The organism is Mucilaginibacter jinjuensis, assembly GCF_028596025.1.
In the GTDB taxonomy this organism is placed as follows: Bacteria; Bacteroidota; Bacteroidia; order Sphingobacteriales; family Sphingobacteriaceae; genus Mucilaginibacter; species Mucilaginibacter jinjuensis.
Genome location: NZ_CP117167.1, coordinates 532797 through 555327 on the forward strand (window position 1 = coordinate 532797; position 22531 = coordinate 555327).

20 protein-coding genes are annotated in these 22531 nt (G+C 42.0%); 12 read left to right on the top strand and 8 right to left on the bottom strand.

From position 1 onward, the window contains the following. Positions 1 to 17: 17 nt before the first annotated feature. Positions 18 to 1646 (bottom strand): T9SS type B sorting domain-containing protein, encoded by a 1629-nt coding sequence (locus PQO05_RS02490; RefSeq protein WP_273631072.1) that lies wholly within the window; start codon positions 1644 to 1646, stop codon positions 18 to 20. 90 nt (positions 1647 to 1736) lie between these two features. Further along, positions 1737 to 4919 carry a S41 family peptidase gene (locus tag PQO05_RS02495; RefSeq protein ID WP_273631073.1) on the bottom strand — a complete coding sequence of 1061 codons (3183 nt, stop codon included), beginning with the start codon at positions 4917 to 4919 and terminating at the stop codon, positions 1737 to 1739. Positions 4920 to 4965: 46 nt separating this feature from the next. Between PQO05_RS02495 and PQO05_RS02500 the strand changes: the two genes are divergently transcribed. Then, entirely contained in the window at positions 4966 to 6258 is a 1293-nt protein-coding gene (locus PQO05_RS02500) for a glycosyltransferase (RefSeq protein ID WP_273631075.1), read from the top strand. Next, positions 6258 to 7010, top strand: coding sequence for a glycosyltransferase family 2 protein (locus PQO05_RS02505; protein WP_273631076.1), 753 nt, complete (start codon positions 6258 to 6260; stop codon positions 7008 to 7010). Before PQO05_RS02500 ends, PQO05_RS02505 begins: the two co-directional genes overlap by 1 nt. Before the next feature lie 5 nt (positions 7011 to 7015). Here the strand turns inward: PQO05_RS02505 and PQO05_RS02510 are convergent, their stop codons facing one another. From PQO05_RS02510 to uvrB, 6 genes are all read right to left on the bottom strand, one after another. After that, on the bottom strand, positions 7016 to 7378 hold the full coding sequence (locus PQO05_RS02510) for a DUF5615 family PIN-like protein (RefSeq protein ID WP_273631077.1): 363 nt from the start codon (positions 7376 to 7378) through the stop codon (positions 7016 to 7018). A gap of 3 nt (positions 7379 to 7381) precedes the next feature. Beyond that, complete coding sequence (locus PQO05_RS02515) at positions 7382 to 7609, bottom strand: DUF433 domain-containing protein (RefSeq protein ID WP_273631078.1); 228 nt, start codon at positions 7607 to 7609, stop codon at positions 7382 to 7384. Positions 7610 to 7694: 85 nt separating this feature from the next. Then, positions 7695 to 10172: a hypothetical protein gene (locus PQO05_RS02520; RefSeq protein ID WP_273631079.1), complete on the bottom strand. Its 2478-nt coding sequence runs from the start codon at positions 10170 to 10172 to the stop codon at positions 7695 to 7697. Between the two features lie 68 nt (positions 10173 to 10240). Then, entirely contained in the window at positions 10241 to 10537 is a 297-nt protein-coding gene (locus PQO05_RS02525) for a hypothetical protein (protein ID WP_273631080.1), read from the bottom strand. Between the two features lie 9 nt (positions 10538 to 10546). Further along, entirely contained in the window at positions 10547 to 10798 is a 252-nt protein-coding gene (locus tag PQO05_RS02530; RefSeq protein ID WP_273631081.1) for a DUF4834 family protein, read from the bottom strand. Between the two features lie 265 nt (positions 10799 to 11063). Beyond that, positions 11064 to 13088 carry an excinuclease ABC subunit UvrB gene (uvrB, locus tag PQO05_RS02535; RefSeq protein ID WP_273631082.1) on the bottom strand — a complete coding sequence of 675 codons (2025 nt, stop codon included), beginning with the start codon at positions 13086 to 13088 and terminating at the stop codon, positions 11064 to 11066. 274 nt (positions 13089 to 13362) lie between these two features. Here uvrB and PQO05_RS02540 point away from each other — a divergent pair, with 274 nt between their 5' ends. The 10 genes from PQO05_RS02540 (at position 13363) to lptC (ending at position 22459) form a co-directional block, all read left to right on the top strand. After that, entirely contained in the window at positions 13363 to 14055 is a 693-nt protein-coding gene (locus tag PQO05_RS02540) for a YjjG family noncanonical pyrimidine nucleotidase (protein WP_273631083.1), read from the top strand. Between the two features lie 238 nt (positions 14056 to 14293). After that, positions 14294 to 14809, top strand: a complete 516-nt coding sequence (locus PQO05_RS02545) for a DinB family protein (RefSeq protein WP_273631084.1) — start codon at positions 14294 to 14296, stop codon at positions 14807 to 14809. 699 nt (positions 14810 to 15508) lie between these two features. After that, on the top strand, positions 15509 to 16363 hold the full coding sequence (locus PQO05_RS02550; protein WP_273631085.1) for a UDP-2,3-diacylglucosamine diphosphatase: 855 nt from the start codon (positions 15509 to 15511) through the stop codon (positions 16361 to 16363). 66 nt (positions 16364 to 16429) lie between these two features. Next, on the top strand, positions 16430 to 17002 hold the full coding sequence (locus PQO05_RS02555) for a hypothetical protein (protein ID WP_273631086.1): 573 nt from the start codon (positions 16430 to 16432) through the stop codon (positions 17000 to 17002). A gap of 34 nt (positions 17003 to 17036) precedes the next feature. Further along, positions 17037 to 18041: a glycosyltransferase family protein gene (locus PQO05_RS02560; protein ID WP_273631087.1), complete on the top strand. Its 1005-nt coding sequence runs from the start codon at positions 17037 to 17039 to the stop codon at positions 18039 to 18041. A 36-nt stretch (positions 18042 to 18077) separates the two neighbouring features. Then, a complete protein-coding gene (locus PQO05_RS02565; protein ID WP_273631088.1) occupies positions 18078 to 19064 on the top strand; it encodes a DUF6427 family protein in 987 nt (328 codons plus the stop codon). A gap of 45 nt (positions 19065 to 19109) precedes the next feature. Beyond that, positions 19110 to 19802, top strand: a complete 693-nt coding sequence (purQ, locus tag PQO05_RS02570) for a phosphoribosylformylglycinamidine synthase subunit PurQ (protein ID WP_273631089.1) — start codon at positions 19110 to 19112, stop codon at positions 19800 to 19802. After that, a complete protein-coding gene (locus PQO05_RS02575) occupies positions 19802 to 20542 on the top strand; it encodes a type III pantothenate kinase (RefSeq protein WP_273631090.1) in 741 nt (246 codons plus the stop codon). The genes purQ and PQO05_RS02575 overlap by 1 nt, the downstream gene beginning before the upstream one ends. Continuing rightward, a complete protein-coding gene (gene bamG / locus PQO05_RS02580) occupies positions 20535 to 21866 on the top strand; it encodes a BamG family beta-barrel-assembly machinery protein (RefSeq protein WP_273631091.1) in 1332 nt (443 codons plus the stop codon). The genes PQO05_RS02575 and bamG overlap by 8 nt, the downstream gene beginning before the upstream one ends. 62 nt (positions 21867 to 21928) lie before the next feature. Further along, a complete protein-coding gene (gene lptC / locus PQO05_RS02585; protein ID WP_273631092.1) occupies positions 21929 to 22459 on the top strand; it encodes an LPS export ABC transporter periplasmic protein LptC in 531 nt (176 codons plus the stop codon). The last annotated feature ends 72 nt before the right edge of the window (positions 22460 to 22531 follow it).

The following is a 22531-nucleotide window of genomic DNA, read 5'->3' on the forward strand; positions in this document are numbered from 1 at the left end:
TAATTATTACAACGATCTTATCGCAAAATACATACATAACCAGAAATTGGCGGATCGCCTGTGTTAAGATCAATGAGGTAGTAGTAAGAACCTACTGGTAACGGTTTGGATTTAAAGGTGCCATCCCAGGGTTTTGAATAACCAATTGATTGATAAACCAAACCGCCGTACCGGTTATAGATCTTCACACTACAATTGGGGAAGTTAACCAACTTGGGTACAGTCCAGGTATCGTTAACGCCATCGCCATTGGGGGTAAACACGTTAACATAAACATCTGGCCTGGGTACTACATTAACTGTAACGCTGGCATCGGCCGTGCAGCCACCTGCAGTACTGGTTGTTAATTTATACAAGGTAGTTTCGCTGGGCCTTGCAATTGGATTAGCGATGCCTGGGTTGCTTAAACCGGTTGTTGGGCTCCATGAGTAACCATTAACAGAACTATTGGCAATGGCATTAAGTTGTACACTTTGCCCCGGGTAAATTGTATAACTGCTATTATCAAAGTGCACTTGGGGCAGCGGTATCATGTTAACGGTGAAAGGATCACTTGTAACCGGTGTATAACAATAAGTGGCACCCGTTACAGTACAGGTTACTTTATCACCGTTTTTAAGTTTGTCGCTTGTATAAACAAGCGTGTTATCGCCTGTAATGGTATTACCGCCATCAAACTTGCCATTTATAAGCCATTTATAAATAGGGAGGTCGCCAACGTTTTTTGGGGTGGCTGTAAACGTTATGGTGGCACCTGTGCACACAATTGGAGTTAAAGTACTCACAGTTAACACTGGGTGCAATGTTGGATTAACCACAATATGAAAAGTTTGGGGCATTCCCATACAGTCGCCAACAGGTGTTACCGTTACGTTTGCCCGAAGGGGTTCGGTACCAGAATTTTTACCAATAAAAGACGGGATATCACCGGTGCCATTAGCAGCAAGGCCAATAGCTGTATTGTCATTTACCCATGTGTAGCTTTTGCCGGTTGTTTCTTCACTTCTGCCCTTAAATGTAATTTTTGCAGTTAGCGTATTATTACAAATGGTTTGGTTGCTCACATCTACATCGGGCAGGGGAGTTTGACTGCCCTTTATATCACCATAATATATGTTTTTTGACGGTATACCATCGGTATTAGCTTCTATAATTGCTGGGTAGTTGGGATGAACATTATCCGCAGACATGCGCACATAAATTGTTATTGTGGCAACCTTGCCATTAACTTGGGGTAACGTTAATAAGTGACTGAAACTCGCGGGATCATTTGGCGTAGTACTGATTTCAAACCCTGATATATAACCAATAAAAGTTGGTGGCGTATACGTATCGTCATACGCATTCACATACGGAGCTGATACTTGTAAATCGGATGTCAGATTATCCCCCGAGATTGTAAATTGCTGAAATGTAGTTGATGCTACGTGGGCACATGTTTTTATAGTGCCGCTAAGCGGGCCAACATTAATAACAGGAGAAGCAATGCCCTGCGTTTTTTTATGCGTAACGGCGTTATTATTTATAATACTGACCGTAGGGATAGGATCTAAAATGAAAAATTTGTTATTGTACACCAATCGTTGTTGCCCATAGGCAGCATTAAAAAGTATAAGCATGAAAGTAAATAATAATACTTTATGCATAGGTTAGGTACTTAGCGGTCAGTCAGTTCCACTAAATATAAGCAAAAAGTACCATAAAAAATAAAGGGGAACTATTTGTCCCCCTTGTTCTTATTTTAGCTCTTTCATAATCTCGCTAATGGCCTTATCCAATTGCGGATCGTTATTGTTTAGCCGGTCTGTAAACGTGGTGTTGATATTAATATCGGGTTTTACACCTTCTTTCTCTATGTCCTTACCATCGAGCGTAAAACAGCCCCAGGCAGGTATACGGTAGCTCGAACCATCAACCAGGCCTTTGGCACTGGTGAAAATGATCCAACGATAGGTTTCGCTACCAACAATTTTGCCGAGGCCAAGCGCCTTAAAACCAGTTGCCGTCATTTCGCCATCGCTGAGGGTTTGCTCGTTAACCAGCAAAATTATCGGTTTGGCTGCTGGTGTAAAGTTAGGCTGCTGTGTGCGCTTACCATCGCGGTACTGCCATTGAAGGTATGGGCGCTGTGATAAAAAGTTAAGCACAGCATCGTGCACATTGCCACCGGTATTGTACCGTAGGTCGAGTATCAGCGCGTCTTTCTTATACGCGTCCTCAACCATATCTTCCAGAAATTTCTCCAGATCGTCGGTGCCCATCGCTTTCATGTAAGCATAGGCAATACGGCCGTTACTTTTGCCGGTAACTTCTTTACGGTTATTTTCTATCCATTCATCGTACAGGTTACCTCGCAAATCGCCCGATGATTCCGGGTGTATTTTTACATCGATGCTCTTGCCCTGGCGATCAAACGTGAGCTGCAACTCATTATCTAACGATGGCTTGGTGAAGTAATAACTGCGGTCTTGTTTCTCATCAACAGATACACCGTTTACAGCGGTTAGTTTATCGCCCGGCTGCACATCCACACCTTTATGGTCGGCATTGCTGTTTTTAATTATGGCTAATACTTTATATGGCTCGTTATTATCAAAGCTGATACCCGTTTCCATCGTGCGATAACGCAGGGTAGTACGCTCTTCTGGTCCTGCGCTGTTAAAGCCCATGTGCGATGAGTTAAGTTCGCCCAGCATATCGTTCAGCATCAGGCGCAAATCGGCACGATTATTCAGATAGGGTACATAGGTTGCGTATTGTTTGTGAATGGCCGGCCAATCTACCCCATGAAAATTACCATCGTAATAATTCTCCTCTAACCCGGCCCAGGCTTCATCAAACATCTGCTTAAACTCACCATCAAGGTTACGGTCGAATTTGTAATTAAGGTCGATTTTATCAACCTTATTCTGGTCCAGGTTGAGCTTGTAGATGTTGCCACTCGCCAGCGCATAATACTTATCGCCGCTGCTTACAATGTCGTAGTTGCCAGCATCTGCACCGGTTACTTTTTCGGTTTTATTGTTTTCAAATGGTTCGATGGTGGTACGGAAAATACCACGTTTGCCTTCCATCTGATCTGATATATAATAAACAAATGTTTTGGTGCCTTTCTGTATCACATAAGGGTTACCCTGTGTGCCGAAGTTAGGGCTGATGAGCTCGATGCGTTTCATCAGGTTGTCGGTATCAATCGTAATATCTGCCGGTGGTTTGGGGGCAGGTTGCTGTGATACCGGTTTCTTATCGCCTGTTTTTTTGTCTTTAGTATCAACCGGTTTGGTTTCTTCTTTTTTCTCTTCTTTAAACAGGTCGTTAAACTTATCTAGCTTAAAATCTTCATCAAACTTTTGCAGCGGTATACGGTAAATATGTGCATCGTGCGGGCCATAAGGGTAAGCAGGCTGTGTACGCGAAGTAGCAAAATATACATACTTCCCATCCGGCGACCAGAATGGATCTGATTCTGTAACGCCTGTATTGGTGAGGTTAATGGTTTTGCGGCTGTTAACGTTATACGCAAAAATATCCAGTTCGAAATTGCGATAAGCAGTATAAAATACATACTCGTCATTAGGGGAAAATCCCGGTGCCGAATTTTGGAAGCCCCAGATCTCATCGTGTGCAACAGTTTTGCTGGTTAAGGTTTTCAGGTCCATCACCCTAACCTCGTCGCGGCCACTTAAGTAAACGCCTTGTGTGCGGTTTTTGTTAAGTGTCAATAAACGGTTGCTGCGTTTATCGCTTGTTATTTGTTTCTCGGTGCCTTTACCATCTGCGCTGATAGTATACCAGTTTACATAACCGTCTAATGTTTGGTTAAACAGCAGTGTACGGTTATCGGCAAGCCATTTTACCTCGGTTACCCGCTCTGAGTTACCGTGTTCAACGTGCTGAATAAATTTGCCTTCCACATCGCTTACAAATAATTCGCCGCGCGATACAAAAGCCAGTTTTTTACCATCTGCTGATGCATCCATCGCTTCGATATGGCCGGTAATTTCAAATTCCTGCTGCTTAGGTAAAACGTCGTTTCTGTATATGGCGAAGTTTAGCGTCTGTGTTTGTTTAGATGCCACATCATACACATACAATTGATAGTCTTTCTCAAAGGCTATTTTAGCCCCATTGGCACTAACATAAGGGCGTTTGATTGAAGTTTTAAAATCGGTAAGCTGAGTTTTAACGCCGTTGTTGAAGGTGTAAAGGTTGTACTCGCCATTAGCCTCGTCTGATACAAAATAGATATTACCTTTTTGATCCAGCGTAGCCCAGAAATCTTTACCAATCCAGTTGGTGTACTGTTTGTAGGCTTTGGTTTTAGGGTTGTACGATTGAATATCAGGGTTGTAAGCACCTTTATAATGTTTACGTTGCGGGAAGCGGTAACTCTCCCAGGTATTGCTGAAAAACAATTCGCCGGTTTGCGGATGTTCAAACACACCGTGTATTGTGTTAAAGTAGTTATCGAACAAGCGTACAGGCGTGCCGCCGTCTTTGCTCACTTTATAGGCACTAAAGCTATTGTATCTGCCCGATGTAAAGTAGATAGTTTTAGAATCCCAGCTCCAGGAATCAACCTCATCGCTGGCTTCGTGGTAGGTGAGCTGTTTAATATCGCCACCGGCCAACGGCATTACATATACATCGTTATTACCAAACTGATTGGATGAAAATGCCAGCCATTGCCCATCCGGCGATACCCGTGGACTGGTTTCCTGGCCCTGCATGGCGGTGAGCCTTACTGCTACCGGGTTATTTACATCTGCCTTCCATAAATCGCCCTCATAGCTGAAGATTATTGTCTTGCCATCAGGCGTTAAAGCCGGGTAAGATGTAAAGTAAACTTCCTGACGCTGGGCAGATGCCGATGCGTTGATTAAAAAAGCTGCAAACAAAAGCAGGTAAAGTTTTTTCATAAACATTGAGCTTTATTTCTGATACTAATAAAATGTATTTTTGGGCATGTTAAAAGTAGTGCATTTAAACACTTATGATGGTAATGGTGGCGCGGGCAAAGCCTGTTTAAGGTTAAACCGGGCACTGTTAGACGAAAATATTGATTCTAAAGTGATAGTACACTACAAGTTTGGTAAAAATAAGGATATAGGGACTTTTAATAATACGGTGTTGCAAAAAGGTTACGCAGCTGCCACTATTATTTTAGAACGTGTACTGGGTAAGGGTTACCTGAAGCCTAATATGCGCACCCCTTTTTCTTTTGCCTGGTTCGGGCGTTCTGTGATAGATCACCCGGATGTTAAGGCTGCCGATGTGATCCACCTGCATTGGGTTAACCATAGCTTTTTGAATCCATCGCACCTGGCAGAAATTGCTAAACTGAATAAACCCGTGCTCTGGACCTTCCACGACAGCAACGCCTTTACCGGCGGCTGCCATGTACGCTACACCTGCGACCATTACCAGCGCGAGTGTGGCTACTGCCCGTTGCTTAAAAAGAGTGAAGCCGATGATATATCAAACAAGATCTGGCATCAGAAAAACGAAACTTACAAGAAACTCAACTTTACCATTGTTGCCCCAAGTTCTTGGATGTTAAGCTCTGTTTTAATGAGCAGTTTGATGAAGGATAAGGCCATTAAACAAATCCCTAACACCTTAGATACCGGCATTTTTAAACCGCAGGACAAAAAGCAGGTACGTGCTGCTTTAGGTTTACCAACTGATAAATTTATCTTCCTGAGTGGTTTTATGCCATCGCGGAAAGATTTGCATAAGGGTACACAATACCTGATGGATAGTCTCGAAATGTTAAAGACTAATCGCGGGGTACATGCTGATGATATTGAACTGGTAATATTCGGCAACCGTAATACAGATCAATTACCGGTATTCCCATTCAAAACCACTTTCTTAGGGACTATTGGCAGCGAAAGCAAACTGGCCGAATGTTATGCCGCGGCAGATGCATTCCTGATCCCATCGCTGGAGGATAACCTGCCTTATACTGTAATGGAAAGCCTGGCTTGCGGCACACCCGTAATAAGCTTTACAACGGGCGGTATCCCGGATATGGTGAATCATGAGTACAATGGTTACCTGGCCGAATATAAATCGGCAGAGAGCTTTACAGCGGGTATGGAATGGGTGGTTGATTATCCTGATCAACAATTATTGCAGAAACAGGCACGACAAACCGTGATGCAGTATTTCAGTGAAGATACCGTTGCCAAAAAACATATTAAGTTATACGAGCAGGTTATTAAAACTACTGCTAAAGCCAAAACCAAAGCTTAATGTTTCAGCCCAAACTCAGCATCATTACCATTGTTTATAATAACGTTCGCGATATTGAGCGTACGTTGAAATCTATCATTTCGCAAACTTATACTAATATCGAGTATATCGTTATTGATGGCGCTTCGACCGATGGGACGCTGGAAATCCTCCATCAATACAAACAACATATCAACAAACTGATCACCGAGCCCGACAAAGGTATTTACGACGCCATGAACAAAGGCCTCGCCCTGGCAACCGGCGATTATGTATTGTTTATGAATTCGGGCGATGAGATCTATTCGCCCGAAACTGTAGCCAATGTTTTTGCATCATCTCCCGATGCAGATATCTACTACGGCGAAACAGAAATGATTAATGATGCGGGTGAAAGTCTCGGCCGCCGCCGCCACCAGGCTCCTGAACAATTTACCTGGCGAAAGTTTAAGTATGGCATGAGTATCAGTCACCAGGCTATCTGCATTAAACGTTCACTTGTTGAACCTTATGATAGCAAATATGATTTGAGCGCAGATATCGATTGGATATTAAAAGCTGCCAAAAAAGCTAAAAAGATTGTAAACGTACATCAGTACGTGGCTAAATATCTGGTAGGTGGGATGTCGAAAAAACGGCACCGCCAAAGCTTAATTGAGCGCTTTAATATTATGAAAGAGCATTATGGTTTACTACCAACTGTGTTTAATCATGGTGTAATTGCTTTTAATTTGGGTTGGTACTGGTTGAGGAATAGGAGAACGAATGATTGATTGGGCTAATCAATCATTGTGATTTGATCTTTGCCTATCTCTATGTAAAAAATATCCTTTAAAGTGAGAGATAGGATAAAAGACAAATATTTCTCAAAAATATTAAGCAATTCATTATTTGAGATATTTCCCAGAGTTACTTTTATTACTTTCCTGGGCGTTTGTTTGATAAAGTGTGTGTCTTTAAAATCACTATCTTTTGTTATTACAATCATAGAACCAGCATCTGCATATTTGCAAATTTCACTATCTGTAGTGTGCCACTTTTGAAGGATTTGATTAACGTGTGTAGAATTGCAATCAGGATGCTTATCTAAAAACTTAGACAAACTGATTGGTAAATGAACATCAACTAAAAAGCTGATCATTTTTTAAACTTCCAATAAAGATTTTCCAGACAGAACGACTTTGGCATAAGCGAGTGACGCTAATATGTCTTCTTTCTCTAATTCGGGATGATCGGTTATGATCTCATCAAATGACATACCTGATGCGATTAGATCAATAATTGCCTCAACCGGCCAGCGCATGTGTCGTATAGCTGGCTTGCCATGGCAGATGTCTGTATCAATAGTAATCCTGTCGATATGGTTTTCCATTAAGTAAATTTAAGTAATATATATCACAAACAAAAAAGGGCCGATAGCTTTCACTATCGACCCTTTCTATTCAAGCCAAACAGCTTTATTTTTTAACAGGCTTTTTCTTAGTCTCGGTATAAACTACACCACCAAGAGCTAATACTAATAATATTGATCCGGCTAATGAGATGCCTTCACCGGTGTAGTATGATGCCGGGTGGAAGATGAACTCAATTTTGTGGTTACCTACCGGGATTTGTGCGGCACGTAATACATAATCGGCACGGAAGTATGGTTTCTCTACACCGTCAATCAGCATTTTCCAGCCCTTATCGTAGTATATCTCAGAGAATACAGCCACCATAGTAGCTGTAGAACCACTTTGGTAAACCATGTGATCTGGAGAATAACTGGTTAGTGTTATGGTAGCAGCAGGGTCAACAATAGTTTGTTTCTCATCAATCAGACTGCGGAATTTCTTATCTACAATAGCCTCATCTTTTGGTGTAAAGCTGCTGATGATCTGCATTTCCTGATCTGCATTATTAACATAACGTACGCTTTTTACAAACCATGCATGGCCACAGGCTGTAGCATTAGTTTGCATACTTAAGGCTTGTGTTTTAGGATTAGCTGTGATAACATATTTGGTGTTCAGCATATCCAATACATCCTGGTTTAAGCTTTTGGTCATTTGATTATCAATCAACTCATCATAACGTTTTAAACGTGCTGCCGAATAACCACCAATTGACTTATAGAAGTAAGGTGTAATAGCATCTTGTTTAAGCGGCTGGGTTAAGTCGATCACACGGAAATCGGGATCTTTATCGCGCAGAATAAAGGTATCCACCTCACGGGGTTGTGGTTTCTGTATATCGGCTTTGGCAACAAAACTGTCGTCGCGCAGGTAACGTTTGTCGATCTGCCACATATCAACCAGAGTAACTGCTAATAAAATTAACGATAATACAGTAGCATTAAATTTCTGCTTGATAAATGCCCAAAGAACACCGAATGTAATAAGGATAAGCACGAGTGAACGGATAGCATCTGCACGTGCTAAACCGATACGGTCTTGTACTATTGCATTACCGATTGAATTAGCAAAATCGGCATCGCCTTTAAGTGCCTGGGTTAAATATTGAATAATTTGTAAGTGTTGCGGGCTTTTGAATGAAAAGAACAGATCTGGCATTACCGCTAAAAGCAATGTAAAACCACCAATAACATATAAAACTATTTTAAGCTTTTTGAAAATCTCGGTACGATCTTTAGTAACTATAATCTCGTTAATAGCAAGGAAAGCCATAACCGGGAAACATAGTGCCGCAATAACCATTATCGATTCTACTGCTCTGAATTTGTTGTATAATGGGAAGTAATTAAAGAACAGATCTGAGAAGAAAATAAAGTTGCGGCCATAAGATAGTAATACACTTAATATAGCAGCGGCCAATAGCCACCATTTAATACGATCTTTAACAATGAACAACCCGAGCACAAACAGGAAGCATACAATAGCACCGAAATAGAAAGGGCCTTCAGTAAATTGTTTATCGCCCCAGTAAGTAGAAATACCAATACCCGCCAACTGTTGTACATAACCAACGGCCTGGTCTTCAGGAATGCCTTTGTTAACAAAAGCTTTAACTACGGCAGAGTTATTATCAAGGGCAGCAAGGCCAGAGCCACCACCATAAAGGTTGGGTACCAAAACAGTAAATGTTTCGCCAACACCCTCGCTCCATTCGTAAGCATAATCTTTATCTAAACCATTGCCTGGTTCTTTAACTGATGATTTGGTAAGGTTTGATTTACCACGGATAGTATCATTGCTATATTCGGCAGTACTCCATAATGTTGATGCATTTACGGCTAATGCCAATAAAGTGGCAACACCAAGATAAGCCAGTGCCTTTAAAAAAGCAGGTACAGTTTTGGTTCTTATAGCATTAACCACTTCAAATATTACCAGTATCAAGATCGCCAATAGCAGGTAATAAGTCATTTGGATGTGATTAGACCGGATCTCTATTGCTAAGAATAAAGCAGTAAGTGTAGCGCCTGTAAAATACTTACCTCGCAGGGTTAATATAATACCGGCCAGTATAGGGGCAAAGAATGCAATAGCATAAGCCTGGTTAGCATGCCCTGCAACCAATAGTATAATGTTATACGACGAAAATGTAACTGCAATAGCACCTGCTGCAGCAAGCCACGGATTTAGTTTGAGTACGCAGAACAGTAGATACGCGCCTAAAAGAAACAGCAAAACCGTATCGATAGGGCTTGGAAATACGGCTTTTAAGCCACCAATAATATGTGTAGTGATGTTATTTGGATATGGGGCCCAGATTTGAAAAGCAGGCATACCACCTAAAATCTGGTTGGTCCATAAAATGGTAGTGTCTTTGTCGCGGTAATCCATAATCTCTTTCTGAGTGGATTGTGCGCGTGTTACGTCGTTCTGTCCAAGTGTTTTACCCTGGAAAGCCGGCGTAAAATAAAAGAAACAGATTGCTATAAAAATTCCAATAATGGCGAAGTGTGTCCCATTTCGCTTAAACCAATTGCCCATTCGTGTTTAAAAAAATAATTTAATCTCCAAAAATAGAAATTTGAATGAGATTAGGAATTATAAGTTTTTTACAATGAGGCAGAACAGCTTTTATGCAGCAGCAGGATAATGCCTGCGATCTCTACAACCATGCTAATAGCATAGGCAATAGTGATGATTTTGGTAAACTCTTCCCAATTACGGCGTATCGTAAAAAAATTATAAATAGCGAGTGATGCCAGAAATACCCAAAACAGCCAATGTATAGTACCACAAGTTGCGAAGAAGGGCGTTATAAAACACACCAGGATGCTATTGGTAATAATAAGCGAAAATAGTGGCGGTGTGCCAAAATGCCGGCGTTTAAAAACTTCTTCGGGTATCATGGCTGAAGATTATTTTACTTCTTCGTAATCAACAAATTCACCTTCAGAATCTGGGATGGCGCCTTTTTGTGCAGGTGGCATATAATCTACCTTAATAGCACCGGTAGGGCGTTTTTGACTGTGTTGACTTTGTTGCGCATTTTGTTGTTGCTGCGCTTTATTTACCAAACCCTGGAACAGCATTGGCAAAAATATACGTACCAAGCTGCGCAGGATATATAGGATACAGATAGAAATGATCAGAAATCGGATCAAAAGCATGTCTTAATAATTTAGCTTTACAAATATAAGTATATAATATTTAACGCAAAAGGTGGCCGGTTGTTACAAATAGTCAATGTGCTAGTTAGCCAATTTGTTGATTTGTTAATGAGCTTGACACGGTTTTGACAAAGAGTTTTTAATTTGTCAATTAGCTAATTCGGCAATTTGTCAATGCTTGGTAAGTCATTAACAAATTGTCGAATTGACAAATTAACTAATTGTGCTTTTCATTGACAAATTACCGAATCAACAAATTAGCTAATTATTTTTCAGAAAGCTTTTTCTCCAGTGCAAACATTTCGTCGCGCAGTTTGGCTGCCTGTAAAAAGTCCATGTCTTTGGCGGCGGCAAGCATTTCTTTCTTGGTGTTGTCGATGGCTTTCTTCAAATCGCCTTTGCTCATGTATTGTACAATTGGGTCGGCGGCCATGCTCATGATGTTTTCTTCTTCTACATAAGCTTTCTGTACTCCTCCTTTAAAGTCCATTACAGACGTTTGCTCCATAATAGATTCACGCGATTTACCAACGGTTTTCGGCGTAATGCCATGCTCTGTATTATAGGCAATCTGCTTTTCGCGGCGGCGGGTGGTTTCGTCCATCGTAATCTGCATACTATCCGTAATGGTATCGGCATACATAATTACCCGTCCGCGATCATTACGGGCAGCACGGCCTATTGTCTGGATCAACGAACGTTCTGAGCGTAGGAAACCTTCCTTATCGGCATCCAGAATAGCTACCAGCGAAACTTCAGGTAAATCTAAACCTTCACGCAGTAAGTTGATACCAATTAACACATCAAATTCACCAAGGCGTAATCCCCTTAATATTTCAACCCGTTCCAGCGTTTTAACTTCTGAGTGGATGTAGCGGCACTTAATGCCGAGACGATCCATGTACTTGGCCAGCTCTTCCGACATACGTTTGGTCAGGGTGGTTACCAGTACACGGTCGCCCATTTTAATGGTTTTATCTACCTCATCAAGCAAATCATCCACCTGGTTGATGATCGGGCGAATCTCAATTTCAGGATCCAATAATCCCGTAGGCCTGATCACCTGTTCTATCACCACACCTTCCGATTTTTCCAATTCAAAATCGCCGGGGGTTGCACTTACATAAATAGTTTGTGGTGCCAGTTTTTCAAACTCCTGGAAATTGAGCGGGCGGTTATCCAATGCAGCAGGCAGGCGGAAACCATATTCAACCAATGAAATTTTCCTCGACCGATCCCCACCATACATCGCACGGATTTGCGGTACAGTTACGTGGCTCTCGTCAATCACCATCAGGTAATCGTCAGGAAAATAATCCAGTAAACAGAATGGGCGTGCGCCTGGTTGGCGGCCATCAAAGAAACGCGAATAATTCTCGATACCCGAGCAATAGCCCAACTCGCGGATCATTTCCAGATCGTAGTTAACCCTTTCTTCCAATCGTTTGGCTTCGAGGAACCGCTGCTCGTCGATGAACTGCTTTTTGCGCATTTCCAGTTCTTCCTGTATAGCCCAGATAGATTTGGTGAACCTGTCGCGCGGTGCTACATAAAGGTTAGCCGGGAAAAGTACCATATTCGGCATTTTCTCAATGGTTTTGCCGTTGGCCGGGTCGAAGCTGCTGAGCTCTTCTATATCATCGCCAAAAAAGGAAATACGGTAGGCGTAATCCAGGTAGGCTGGGTAAATATCAACCGTGTCACCTTTAACTCGGAAAGTACCACGCTTAAAATCGGCAGTGGTGCGCGAGTAAAGAATCTCTACCAACCGATGCAAAAACGCATTACGGCTAATGCGCGTACCCACAGCAAACTTGAATACCGAATTAGAAAAATCTTCCGGGTTACCCATACCATAGATGCAGGAGATAGACGATACCACAATGACATCCCTGCGACCCGACATAAGTGATGAGGTAGTACGTAAACGCAGTTTCTCAATCTCGTCGTTAATCTGCAGATCCTTTTCTATATAAGTATTGGTAGTGGGTATAAAAGCCTCGGGCTGATAGTAGTCGTAATAAGAAACGAAATAGTTAACCGCATTCTCCGGAAAAAACTGTTTGAACTCGCCATACAGCTGTGCGGCCAATGTTTTGTTATGGCTCAATACCAGGGTAGGCCGCTGTGTTTGCTCAATAACATTGGCTATGGTAAACGTTTTACCCGAACCGGTTACCCCCAACAGGGTTTGATAATTGTCTCCTGACTCAACGCCTGAAACCAATTGTTTAATAGCTTCGGGCTGGTCGCCGGAGGGAACGTATTGTGAACTTAATTTAAAATCCATTATATCAAAAATACGATAACAAAAGGGCATCTGCTAATCAACTTAGCAAATATTACTTTTGATAAATATAACGTCAAATTGTAGCAATAGTTCACCACCTAATAAAAAGGCTGTCATGCTGAGCTCCGTCGAAGCATGGTGCAGGGGCCGACGCTTATCCTTCGACGGAGCTCAGGATGACAACGCTCTTTTTAAATTCCGAAATCGAAAATCCGACATCCGAAATCAAATATCATCTGCATATTTGCACATCCGCATATCTGCAAATTAAAACATGAACTACCGCCATATCTTTTTCGACCTCGACCATACCATCTGGGATTTTGATAAAAACGCTGAAGAAACCCTGCACGAGCTTTATCATCATTACGGACTGAAAGAGTTAGGACTGCATTCTGCCGATCAGTTCATCGAAACTTATACCGCGCACAACCATCGCCTGTGGGCCGAATACCATGTAGGTAAAATAAGCAAAGATTATCTGCGCGAAATGCGTTTTAAACAAACATTCCTTGATTTGGGCGTACACCCTGATGTGATACCAACAGCATTTGAAGACGATTATGTACGCTTGGGCCCAACCAAACTAAATCTTTTCCCCGGCGCTCACGAAACGCTGGAATACTTGAAAGCGAAGTACACATTGCATTTAATTTCGAACGGTTTTCGTGAATCTACCGAGATGAAGGTGAGTAGAACCAACCTGGCGCAGTATTTCGATAATGTGATCATCTCCGAAGTAGTTGGCGTTAACAAACCCGACAAGGCCATTTTTGAGCATGCCCTTAACCTGGCAAGCGCCACCAAACAAGAAAGTGTAATGATAGGCGATAGCATTGAAGCTGATATTATGGGAGCTTTGAATTTCGGTATGGATGCTATTTACTTTAACCCGGCTGGTTTGGATAAACCGGAGGTGGTTAAAGTGGAGATCAGGAGTTTGGGAGAGTTGATGGGGATGCTTTAAGAGAGAATCAAGAATCGGGACGAAATGCATTTGCGTAGAGGCACAATACTTTGTGTCTCGTGTGTGTGAATTGTTCTGTTCTATTGGGAGACACAAAGTATTGTGTCTCTACGGCTTTTTCCCTTGCGCGCATTCGCAACGCGTGCCTAATACTTCCCGGCATTTGTTATGCCTGCCATTTGCTAATCCCCGCAAACTTGCCGACATTCGGTTTGTTCATAGTTTAAATCAATGCCCCTTGAAAATAAATCAGGAACGTAAACGGATAGATGAGGCGCTCGACAAGTATCGCCACTGGCTGGATGAGATCTCAGACGAGCAGTTTGATGCTACTCCGCCAAACGGCGGCTGGAGCTATGCCGAAGTTTACTCGCATATTTTACAATCAGATTTCGGGTCGCTGATTGCTGCCGAAAAATGTGCCCGTAAAACCGGTACGTCAACCACTAAAGGCGCTAACCTTTTCGGCAAGTTTGTATTGCTTACCTGTATTTTCCCCCGCGTAAAAACATCTGCCGAGCTGAGTTCGAAAACCAAAAAGATTACCAAAGAAGAAGCCCGCAACCTGCTTATCCGCGTTCGCAGCCGCTTGGATTGTGTGATGGAGCTATTACACAATGCACCTAAGAATTATAAAATAAAACACCCGCGCATGGGTATGCTCAATGCTGAGCAATGGTTGAGGTTTACCCGGATCCATACTGAGCATCATTTAAAGCAGTTGGAACGGATTAGGAAGATCATTAGTCAATAGTCATAGTGGGAGGCTGTCACACTGAGCTCCGTCGAAGTGTCGCGCGCAGAGGCCTTCCGCACCATGCTTCGAGTGCCTCAGCATGACAGACCATTCCGCTACCGCAAGTTTCTAACTTGCGGCTATACTAATGTAAGGTTTCACCTTACGAAAGCTGGAAGCTTTCAATAGTATAAGTCACAAGTTACGCTACGCTAAACTTGCGACACTGGGGTGTTGAGTGTTACACTGAGCCCCGTCGAAGTGTTGCGCGCAGAGGCCATCAGCACTATGCTTCGACGGAGCTCAGCATGACAGGCCTACCTACAAACGTTAAATTCTGTTAATCCCATTAAACCATCCAACAATAAGCCCTGTCTATCGTTTAAACAAAAGGTAAAATGCAGGAATAAATCCGAAATCGAACATCCGATATCCGAAATCAAAAAATAGTTTTAGCAAACTGTAACATCCTGATATTTAATACCGTCTTAACAATGAGATAATTTTCGTAACTTAACTTTGTCATTAATAAAAAGGTTAAAATGAGTTTCAATATTGCTTATTTAATCATAACCGGCCTGGTGCTGTTGTTAGCTATCCTTTATGTCAGCCCTTATGAGTTAATGGTTGATGAAGAGGAAGACGAACTGTAGTTTCCGGGTAAGTGTAAGATCGTTCCGCTGGTAAAATCCGGCCTTGAATTATACGCTCATATTAATGGCAAAACGCGAAGTTGATATCGTGGTTATCTCTGATGTCCATCTGGGCACTTATGGATGCCACCCTAAAGAATTACTGAAGTACCTCAAAAGTATCAAACCCAAAGTACTTGTTTTAAACGGCGATATTATCGACATCTGGCAGTTCAGTAAATCGTACTGGCCAGAAAGCCACATGAAGGTTGTGCGCCGGATTCTCAAATTTGTTACCGAAGGCGTTCCCGTTTATTACCTCACCGGTAACCACGACGAAATGCTGCGTAAGTTTGCCGATTTTAACCTCGGTACCTTTCAACTCCTCAACAAAGTGGTGCTTAACCTCGATGGTAAAAAAGCCTGGATCTTCCACGGCGATGTATTCGATGTTACCATGCAGCACTCTAAATGGCTGGCCAAACTGGGCGCGGTTGGTTATGATACGTTAATTATTATCAACAGCATGGTTAACTGGTGCCTTACTTTGTTTGGCCGTCAAAAAATGAGCTTTTCGCAAAAAATTAAAGGCAAGTTTAAAGATGCGGTTAAGTTTATCAACCACTTTGAGCAAACTGCTGCCGACCTGGCCGTTGATAAAAAATACGACTATGTAATTTGCGGGCATATCCACCATGCCGAAATCCGTACCATAACGGCTACAGATAACTCAGGCTCTGTATTGTACTTAAACAGTGGCGACTGGGTAGAGAGCCTTACCGCATTAGAGTATCACGATGGCAAATGGGAAATCTTCAAGTATCAGCCTGCCGACTTTGTGGTTGAGCCTGATGAGGAAGATAAAACTGACGCCGAAGACCTGGAAAATAAGTTGGATGTGAAAAATCTGTTAGAAAGATTTAGACAAGAGGCAGAATGACAGTTTGATTTTAAGTGCCAATATCGCTGTTGATTCATTTTTGATAAATGCCGATATTGTGGTTAAATGAAAAGATCATCATTCGCTATCCTTTGCATTTTTTTAGCCTTTGTAATCTTTATTGTTTGCTATTACATTGCCGACCGTAAAAAGGTAGACAGAAGAACTTTAACACAAGTGGCTAAAGATACCCGCTTTGATGACGGTGTACCTGCCAGGTTATCGCTATACGATTCGCTATCAAATATGATCTTACTGGATGCCGATAGCCTGATAGCAGATGACAGTCAGACTTTTTTCTCCATAAACCCACAAAATGATAGCGTAACCGGTAATAAAAAGATAAAGGTTATGCCTAATTACACATCAATAAAACAATTGTGCGCTAAAATTGGCGAGCCTTATCTACGCGGTATCGAGTTAGACCGTGTTTACCAGAGTAATAATTGCGCCCTTAGAATAGCAGTAAATAATAAGCGTTTAGAGCTTAAATCGGGCAGTTATAATGTAAGGCATTGGCTGGAGTATAAAACTTTTCCCAAATTTGATGGCGGTCTTAATAAATCAAAACGGCTTTCACCAAACTGGAAGTATGTAATTACGTTTAATAAGCGGGTCGATCCGTTCGAAGGCAGATAATAGCTGAACGCCGGACACTAATTCAAATACACCTATGAAAATATTGTTTGCTATACAGGGTACAGGAAATGGCCACATCAGCCGCGCCCGCGAAGTTGTGCCCTTGTTGCAGCAGCACGGAGATGTTGATTTGCTGGTAAGCGGCACCCAGGCCGAAGTTTCTTTATCGCAACCATTAAAATATCAATATCATGGTTTCAGCTTTGTTTTTGGTACGCATGGCGGGGTTGATAAATGGGCCACCTACAAGCTCATGAACCTGCCGCAGCTCTGGAAGGATATGCACAGCCTGCCCCTGCAGCAATATGATCTGATTGTGAACGATTTTGAGCCGGTGAGCGCCTGGGCTTGTAAACTGCAAAAGGTGCCCTCGGTATCATTGAGCCATCAGTGCTCATTTGTATCGCCCAAAACACCACGACCTGGTAAATGGAATTATGCCGAGTGGTTGTTTAAATATTATTCGCCCACCACTTATCATATCGGTTTTCATTTTGAGCAGTATGATAGCTTTATCCATACCCCGGTAATCCGCAGCGAGATCCGTGCGCTGGAAACTTCAAACAAAGGTCATTATACAGTTTACCTGCCTGCTTATGACGATAAAATATTGATTAAACATTTAAGTGAGGTAAAAGATGTGGAATGGCAGGTGTTTTCTAAGAGGCAAAAAACATTGCTTCGCGAGGGCAATGTAACCGTGATGCCTGTAAGTAACGATGGCTTTAACCAAAGTATGGCCAGCTGTGCTGGTCTGCTCACTGGTGGTGGTTTCGAAGGCCCGGCTGAAGCGCTGTTCCTCGGTAAAAAAGTAATGATGATACCCATGATGGGGCAGTATGAGCAGCAATGTAATGCCTTAGCGGCGTCTAAACTAGGCGTGCCGGTGGTACACCATATCGATAACTATTTTATCCAGCACCTGCAAAAGTGGATTGCCGACGATAAAAAGATCATTGTTGATTTTAAGGATGAGACTGCACAGATTGTAGAAAATATGGTAAAGCAATACGCTAAACCACAACCGATTTTAGCATAAGCGGTTTTTGTGGTATCTTTGCGCCAGCGTTCATAAATGATCAATCTTTTCAGAATATACAACCCCTTAAATGTTATATGGCTGGCTCTGGTATTGCTTGTTGTGCGCATGGGCTACATTATTAAAGCGCCGGATCATCTCGATTTTATCTTTGTTGAATCATTTACCCGCTCGCTGGTACCGGTAGCTTACGAAAACTACTTTTCGCCTTCGGCCAATATTATGGTTGCGGCTATTTTGGTGTTCGGCCAGGCTTTGCTGCTTAATTATCTTATTAACTTTTATAATCTGTTAGGCAAGCCCAGCTTTTTGCCGGGGCTGATGTTTATCGTAGCCTCAAGCCTGTTTACGCCTTTTCTGATCCTCAGCCCGCCGTTGATCTGCAATTTCCTGATTTTGTGGATGCTGTTTAAAATGTTCGGCCTATATAAAACAGATAATGCCAAATCAACAGCTTACGATCTGGGAATGATTGTGGCGCTGGGCTCGCTCATTTACCTGCCTTTTATTTATTTAATATTAGGTGTTTGGATAGCGCTGGTACTGTTCCGCCCCTTTGATATCCGCGATTGGATGGCCAGCGTGTTTGGCTACGTTACCGTTTTTTTCTTTCTGGCGGTTTACTACTACCTCAATAATAAGCTCAGTACCTTTTATACTATATGGTTGCCGCTGGGTACGCGGTTCCCTAATAGTATCCATATTAACCAGTATAGTTACCTTATCCTGGTGCCTGTAATCGTTATTTTCGTACTGTGTTTCTTTAAAATACAGCAGGTTTTTTATAAAAGCTATGTGCAGGTACGTAAATCGTATCAGCTGCTGCTGTTGCTTTTTATTATCGGCGCAGGTGCATTTTATGTAGAGGCCGAGTTTAAATTAAATCACTTTTTATTGTGTGCTGTACCCACAGCGGTATTTTTTGCCTACTATTTTTTGTATGCAACAAAGCGCTGGTTCTATGAAGTTTTGTTTTTACTGCTGGTTTGCAGCATAATTTATTTTCAGTTTAACACTTTTTAACTTTTACATTCGTTCAGGTTCAAGGTGTTGTATTAGTTTTGTATCATGAAGTTTGGTGTAGTCATTTTCCCGGGTTCTAACTGCGATGAGGATATCATTTACGTATTAGAGCATGTATTAGGTCAGCAAGTTGTAAGGTTATGGCATAAAGACCATGATTTGCAAGGGGCCGAATTTATTGTTTTACCAGGCGGTTTCTCTTTTGGAGATTATCTGCGCTCTGGTGCAATTGCGCGTTTTTCGCCAATTATGCAGGAGGTGGTAAAGTTTGCTGCTAATGGCGGCTATGTAATGGGTATCTGCAATGGTTTCCAGATTTTGGTTGAAGCCCATTTATTACCGGGTGTGTTGCTGCATAATAACAACCGCAAGTTTGTTTGCAACAACATTTACTTAAAGCCAGAGACTACAAACTCAATGCTTACCGCACAGGCCGATTTAAACCAGGCATTAAAAATCCCGGTTGCGCATGGCGAAGGCAATTATTTTGCTGATGCTGATACGCTGAAAGCCCTTAATGATAATGACCAGGTATTGTTTAGATACTGCGACGAAAATGCTAACGTAACGGATGCCGCTAACTTTAACGGATCTATCCAAAATATTGCCGGTGTTTGTAATACTGCCCGTAACGTGTTTGGCTTAATGCCACACCCCGAGCGTGCTGCAGAAACGCTGGTAGGTAACCAGGATGGTTTGGTAATTTTTGAATCTATATTATCGCTGGTTAAAGCGTAATGCCCAACCTGGTTATTGATATCGGTAATACGCAAACCAAGCTGGCCGTTTTTAATGATCAGGAAATGGTTTGGTTTGGCCACCAGGAGATTACAGATGCTGAAGCTATCAACAACATTATAGCAAAGCACGGGATCGAAAAGGTGATTGCATCATCAGTAAAAAAAGACCAGGACTGGCAGCAACAGCTCAGCAAGCAAAGTAAATTATATCTGTTTAATTACCAGATGGCCAAATCGGTGCACAACCATTACCGTACACCGCAAACATTGGGTTTAGACAGGCTTGCCGCAGTAGCAGGTGCGGCTGATATGTATCCCGGTACTGCAAGTTTGGTAATAGATGCGGGCACCTGCATTACTTATGATTACATAGATGCCGGTAAAAATTACGCGGGCGGCAGTATATCACCGGGGTTAAACATGCGCTACGAAGCCATGCACAATTATACCGACGGTTTGCCGTTGGTAAGCAAAGACGAAACGTTTAACCGCAACTTTGGAGATGACACCACATCGGCCATGGTATCGGGGACACAAAATGGCATAAAATACGAAGTGGAAGGGTTTATAGACAGCTATCAAAAACAGCAGCCCAACCTTAATATTATATTAACCGGAGGCGACGGTGTTTTTTTGGATACTCTGTTGAAAAATAGCATCTTTGCCCCCTATATTAAAATTGAACCTTACCTTGTTTTACGGGGTTTAAACGCAGTTATTAAAGAGCATAATGATTAAAAATATCCGTTTTATAGTACTATTTCTGTTGGCTGTGTCTGCTTCTGCAGTGGTTATGGCCCAATCAACTGCTACTACAAGTTCCCCTTATTCAAAATATGGTTTAGGTTTATTAAGTGATCCTACATTGCCGCAAACTACAGCAATGGGTGGTATCGCAACAGGTGTTAACCGCATAAACGGTTACAACAACATCAACTCACAAAACCCGGCATCGTATGGTTTTATCAACTTTACTACTATTGATGTTGGTGTTTACAGCACGTTTACCACCTTAAAGCAAGATGGCAGTGGCTCGCAAAGTAATGCCAATTTCAGGTTAAGCCACGTTGCTTTCGCTATCCCTGTTAGTAAAAAATCGGCATTAAGCTTTGGTTTGCAACCATATTCAGAGCTGGGTTATAATTATGTACAATCCAAATCAAACCTGGGTACTACTTCGCCAACTGATACCAATGCCGTAAATAATATTTATAGCGGCGATGGCGGCTTATCAAAAGCTTACCTGGGTTACGGGTTTAATTTATTCAAAGGCCTTTATTTGGGTGGTAACGTATCGTATATATTTGGTAACCTGCAGCAGTATCGTTCGGTAGAAATACCTAACCTGCCGGGTAACTTAAATTCGCGTATTGAAGAAAGCAACCAGGTTGGCGGCCTTAACTACGATTTCGGTGCGCAATATTCTATCGATATTAAAGAGGGTACGCATTTAACCTTCGGTTATTCGGGTTCGGCATCAACCAATCTTCATTCTACTTACAGGTATGTAGCCAGTTTGTATCAGAAAGATTTTACCACCGGCGACGAAAGCGTAGCTGCCGATACTATTGTTAACCAAACACAAAGCGGCGCTAAAATTAAATTACCTTTAATTAACCACTTCGGTATTACCTTCCAAAAAGATGGTAAATTTTTAGTGGGGGCCGATTATAGCACCGGTAAATGGTCATCTCTAACCATTGCAGGTGTAAACCAGGATTTACAAAACACACAAGCTATAAATGTAGGTGGTCAGTTTACACCAAACGCCAACCAGCTGCACAATTATTTTGCGGCTGTTGATTACCGTTTAGGTTTCAACTACCAAAAAACTTATGTTAATGTTGATGGTACCAGCATTAACCAAAAGGCAATAACCTTTGGTTTTGGTTTCCCGCTGGCGCCAAATAACCAGGGCCTTAGTTTCTACAAAATCAACTTTGCTGCCGAAATTGGCCAGCGCGGTACTTTGGCAAACGGCCTTATCAAAGAGAACTATTACAACTTTCACTTAGGTTTTACGCTTAATGATAAGTGGTTCCGTAAGTACAAGTTCGATTAATCATAGCGCTTTAAATGCTTTACAGGTTTAAGTACACGGTTAAGCTTTTTATTTGGCCGCTTATGCTTGCCACAAGCTTATTATGTGCCTGTGAAAACGATCTGAAGAAAATTCATGAGATCTCGGCCAAAGAGACCGATAAGCCCATTGAACGTACAACCGGTGTAAAGGTAACCTATAGCGATTCGGCCCACGTAAAAGCTATCATGGAAACACCTTTGCTTATCCATTACAAAACCCAAAGCCCTTATTACGAGATGACCAAGGGTGTTAAGGTTACTTTTTTGGATAGCGCGGGCACTATTTCAAGCGTAATTACATCAGAATATGCTACCTATCAGGAAGGCAAGAAACTGATAGAGCTGGATAAAAACGTGGTGGCTAAAAATGTTAAAGGCGATACATTTAAGTCGGAGCAATTAATCTGGGACCAAACTACCCGCAAGGTTACCTCGCAAAAGCCGGTAACAATTATCACTACAGACGGTAGTATAATCAACGGATCATCCCTGGTTACGAATGAAAAATTCGATCCCTGGGAAATCCCAAACACCAACGGAAAATTTAATGTGAAGCAAAACATTTCGCAGTAAAACATTGTTTTGCAGCGATTAAATTTTGTGATGTAATATTTTGGTAAAAATTGTATCTTGCGCGCTCTTTTA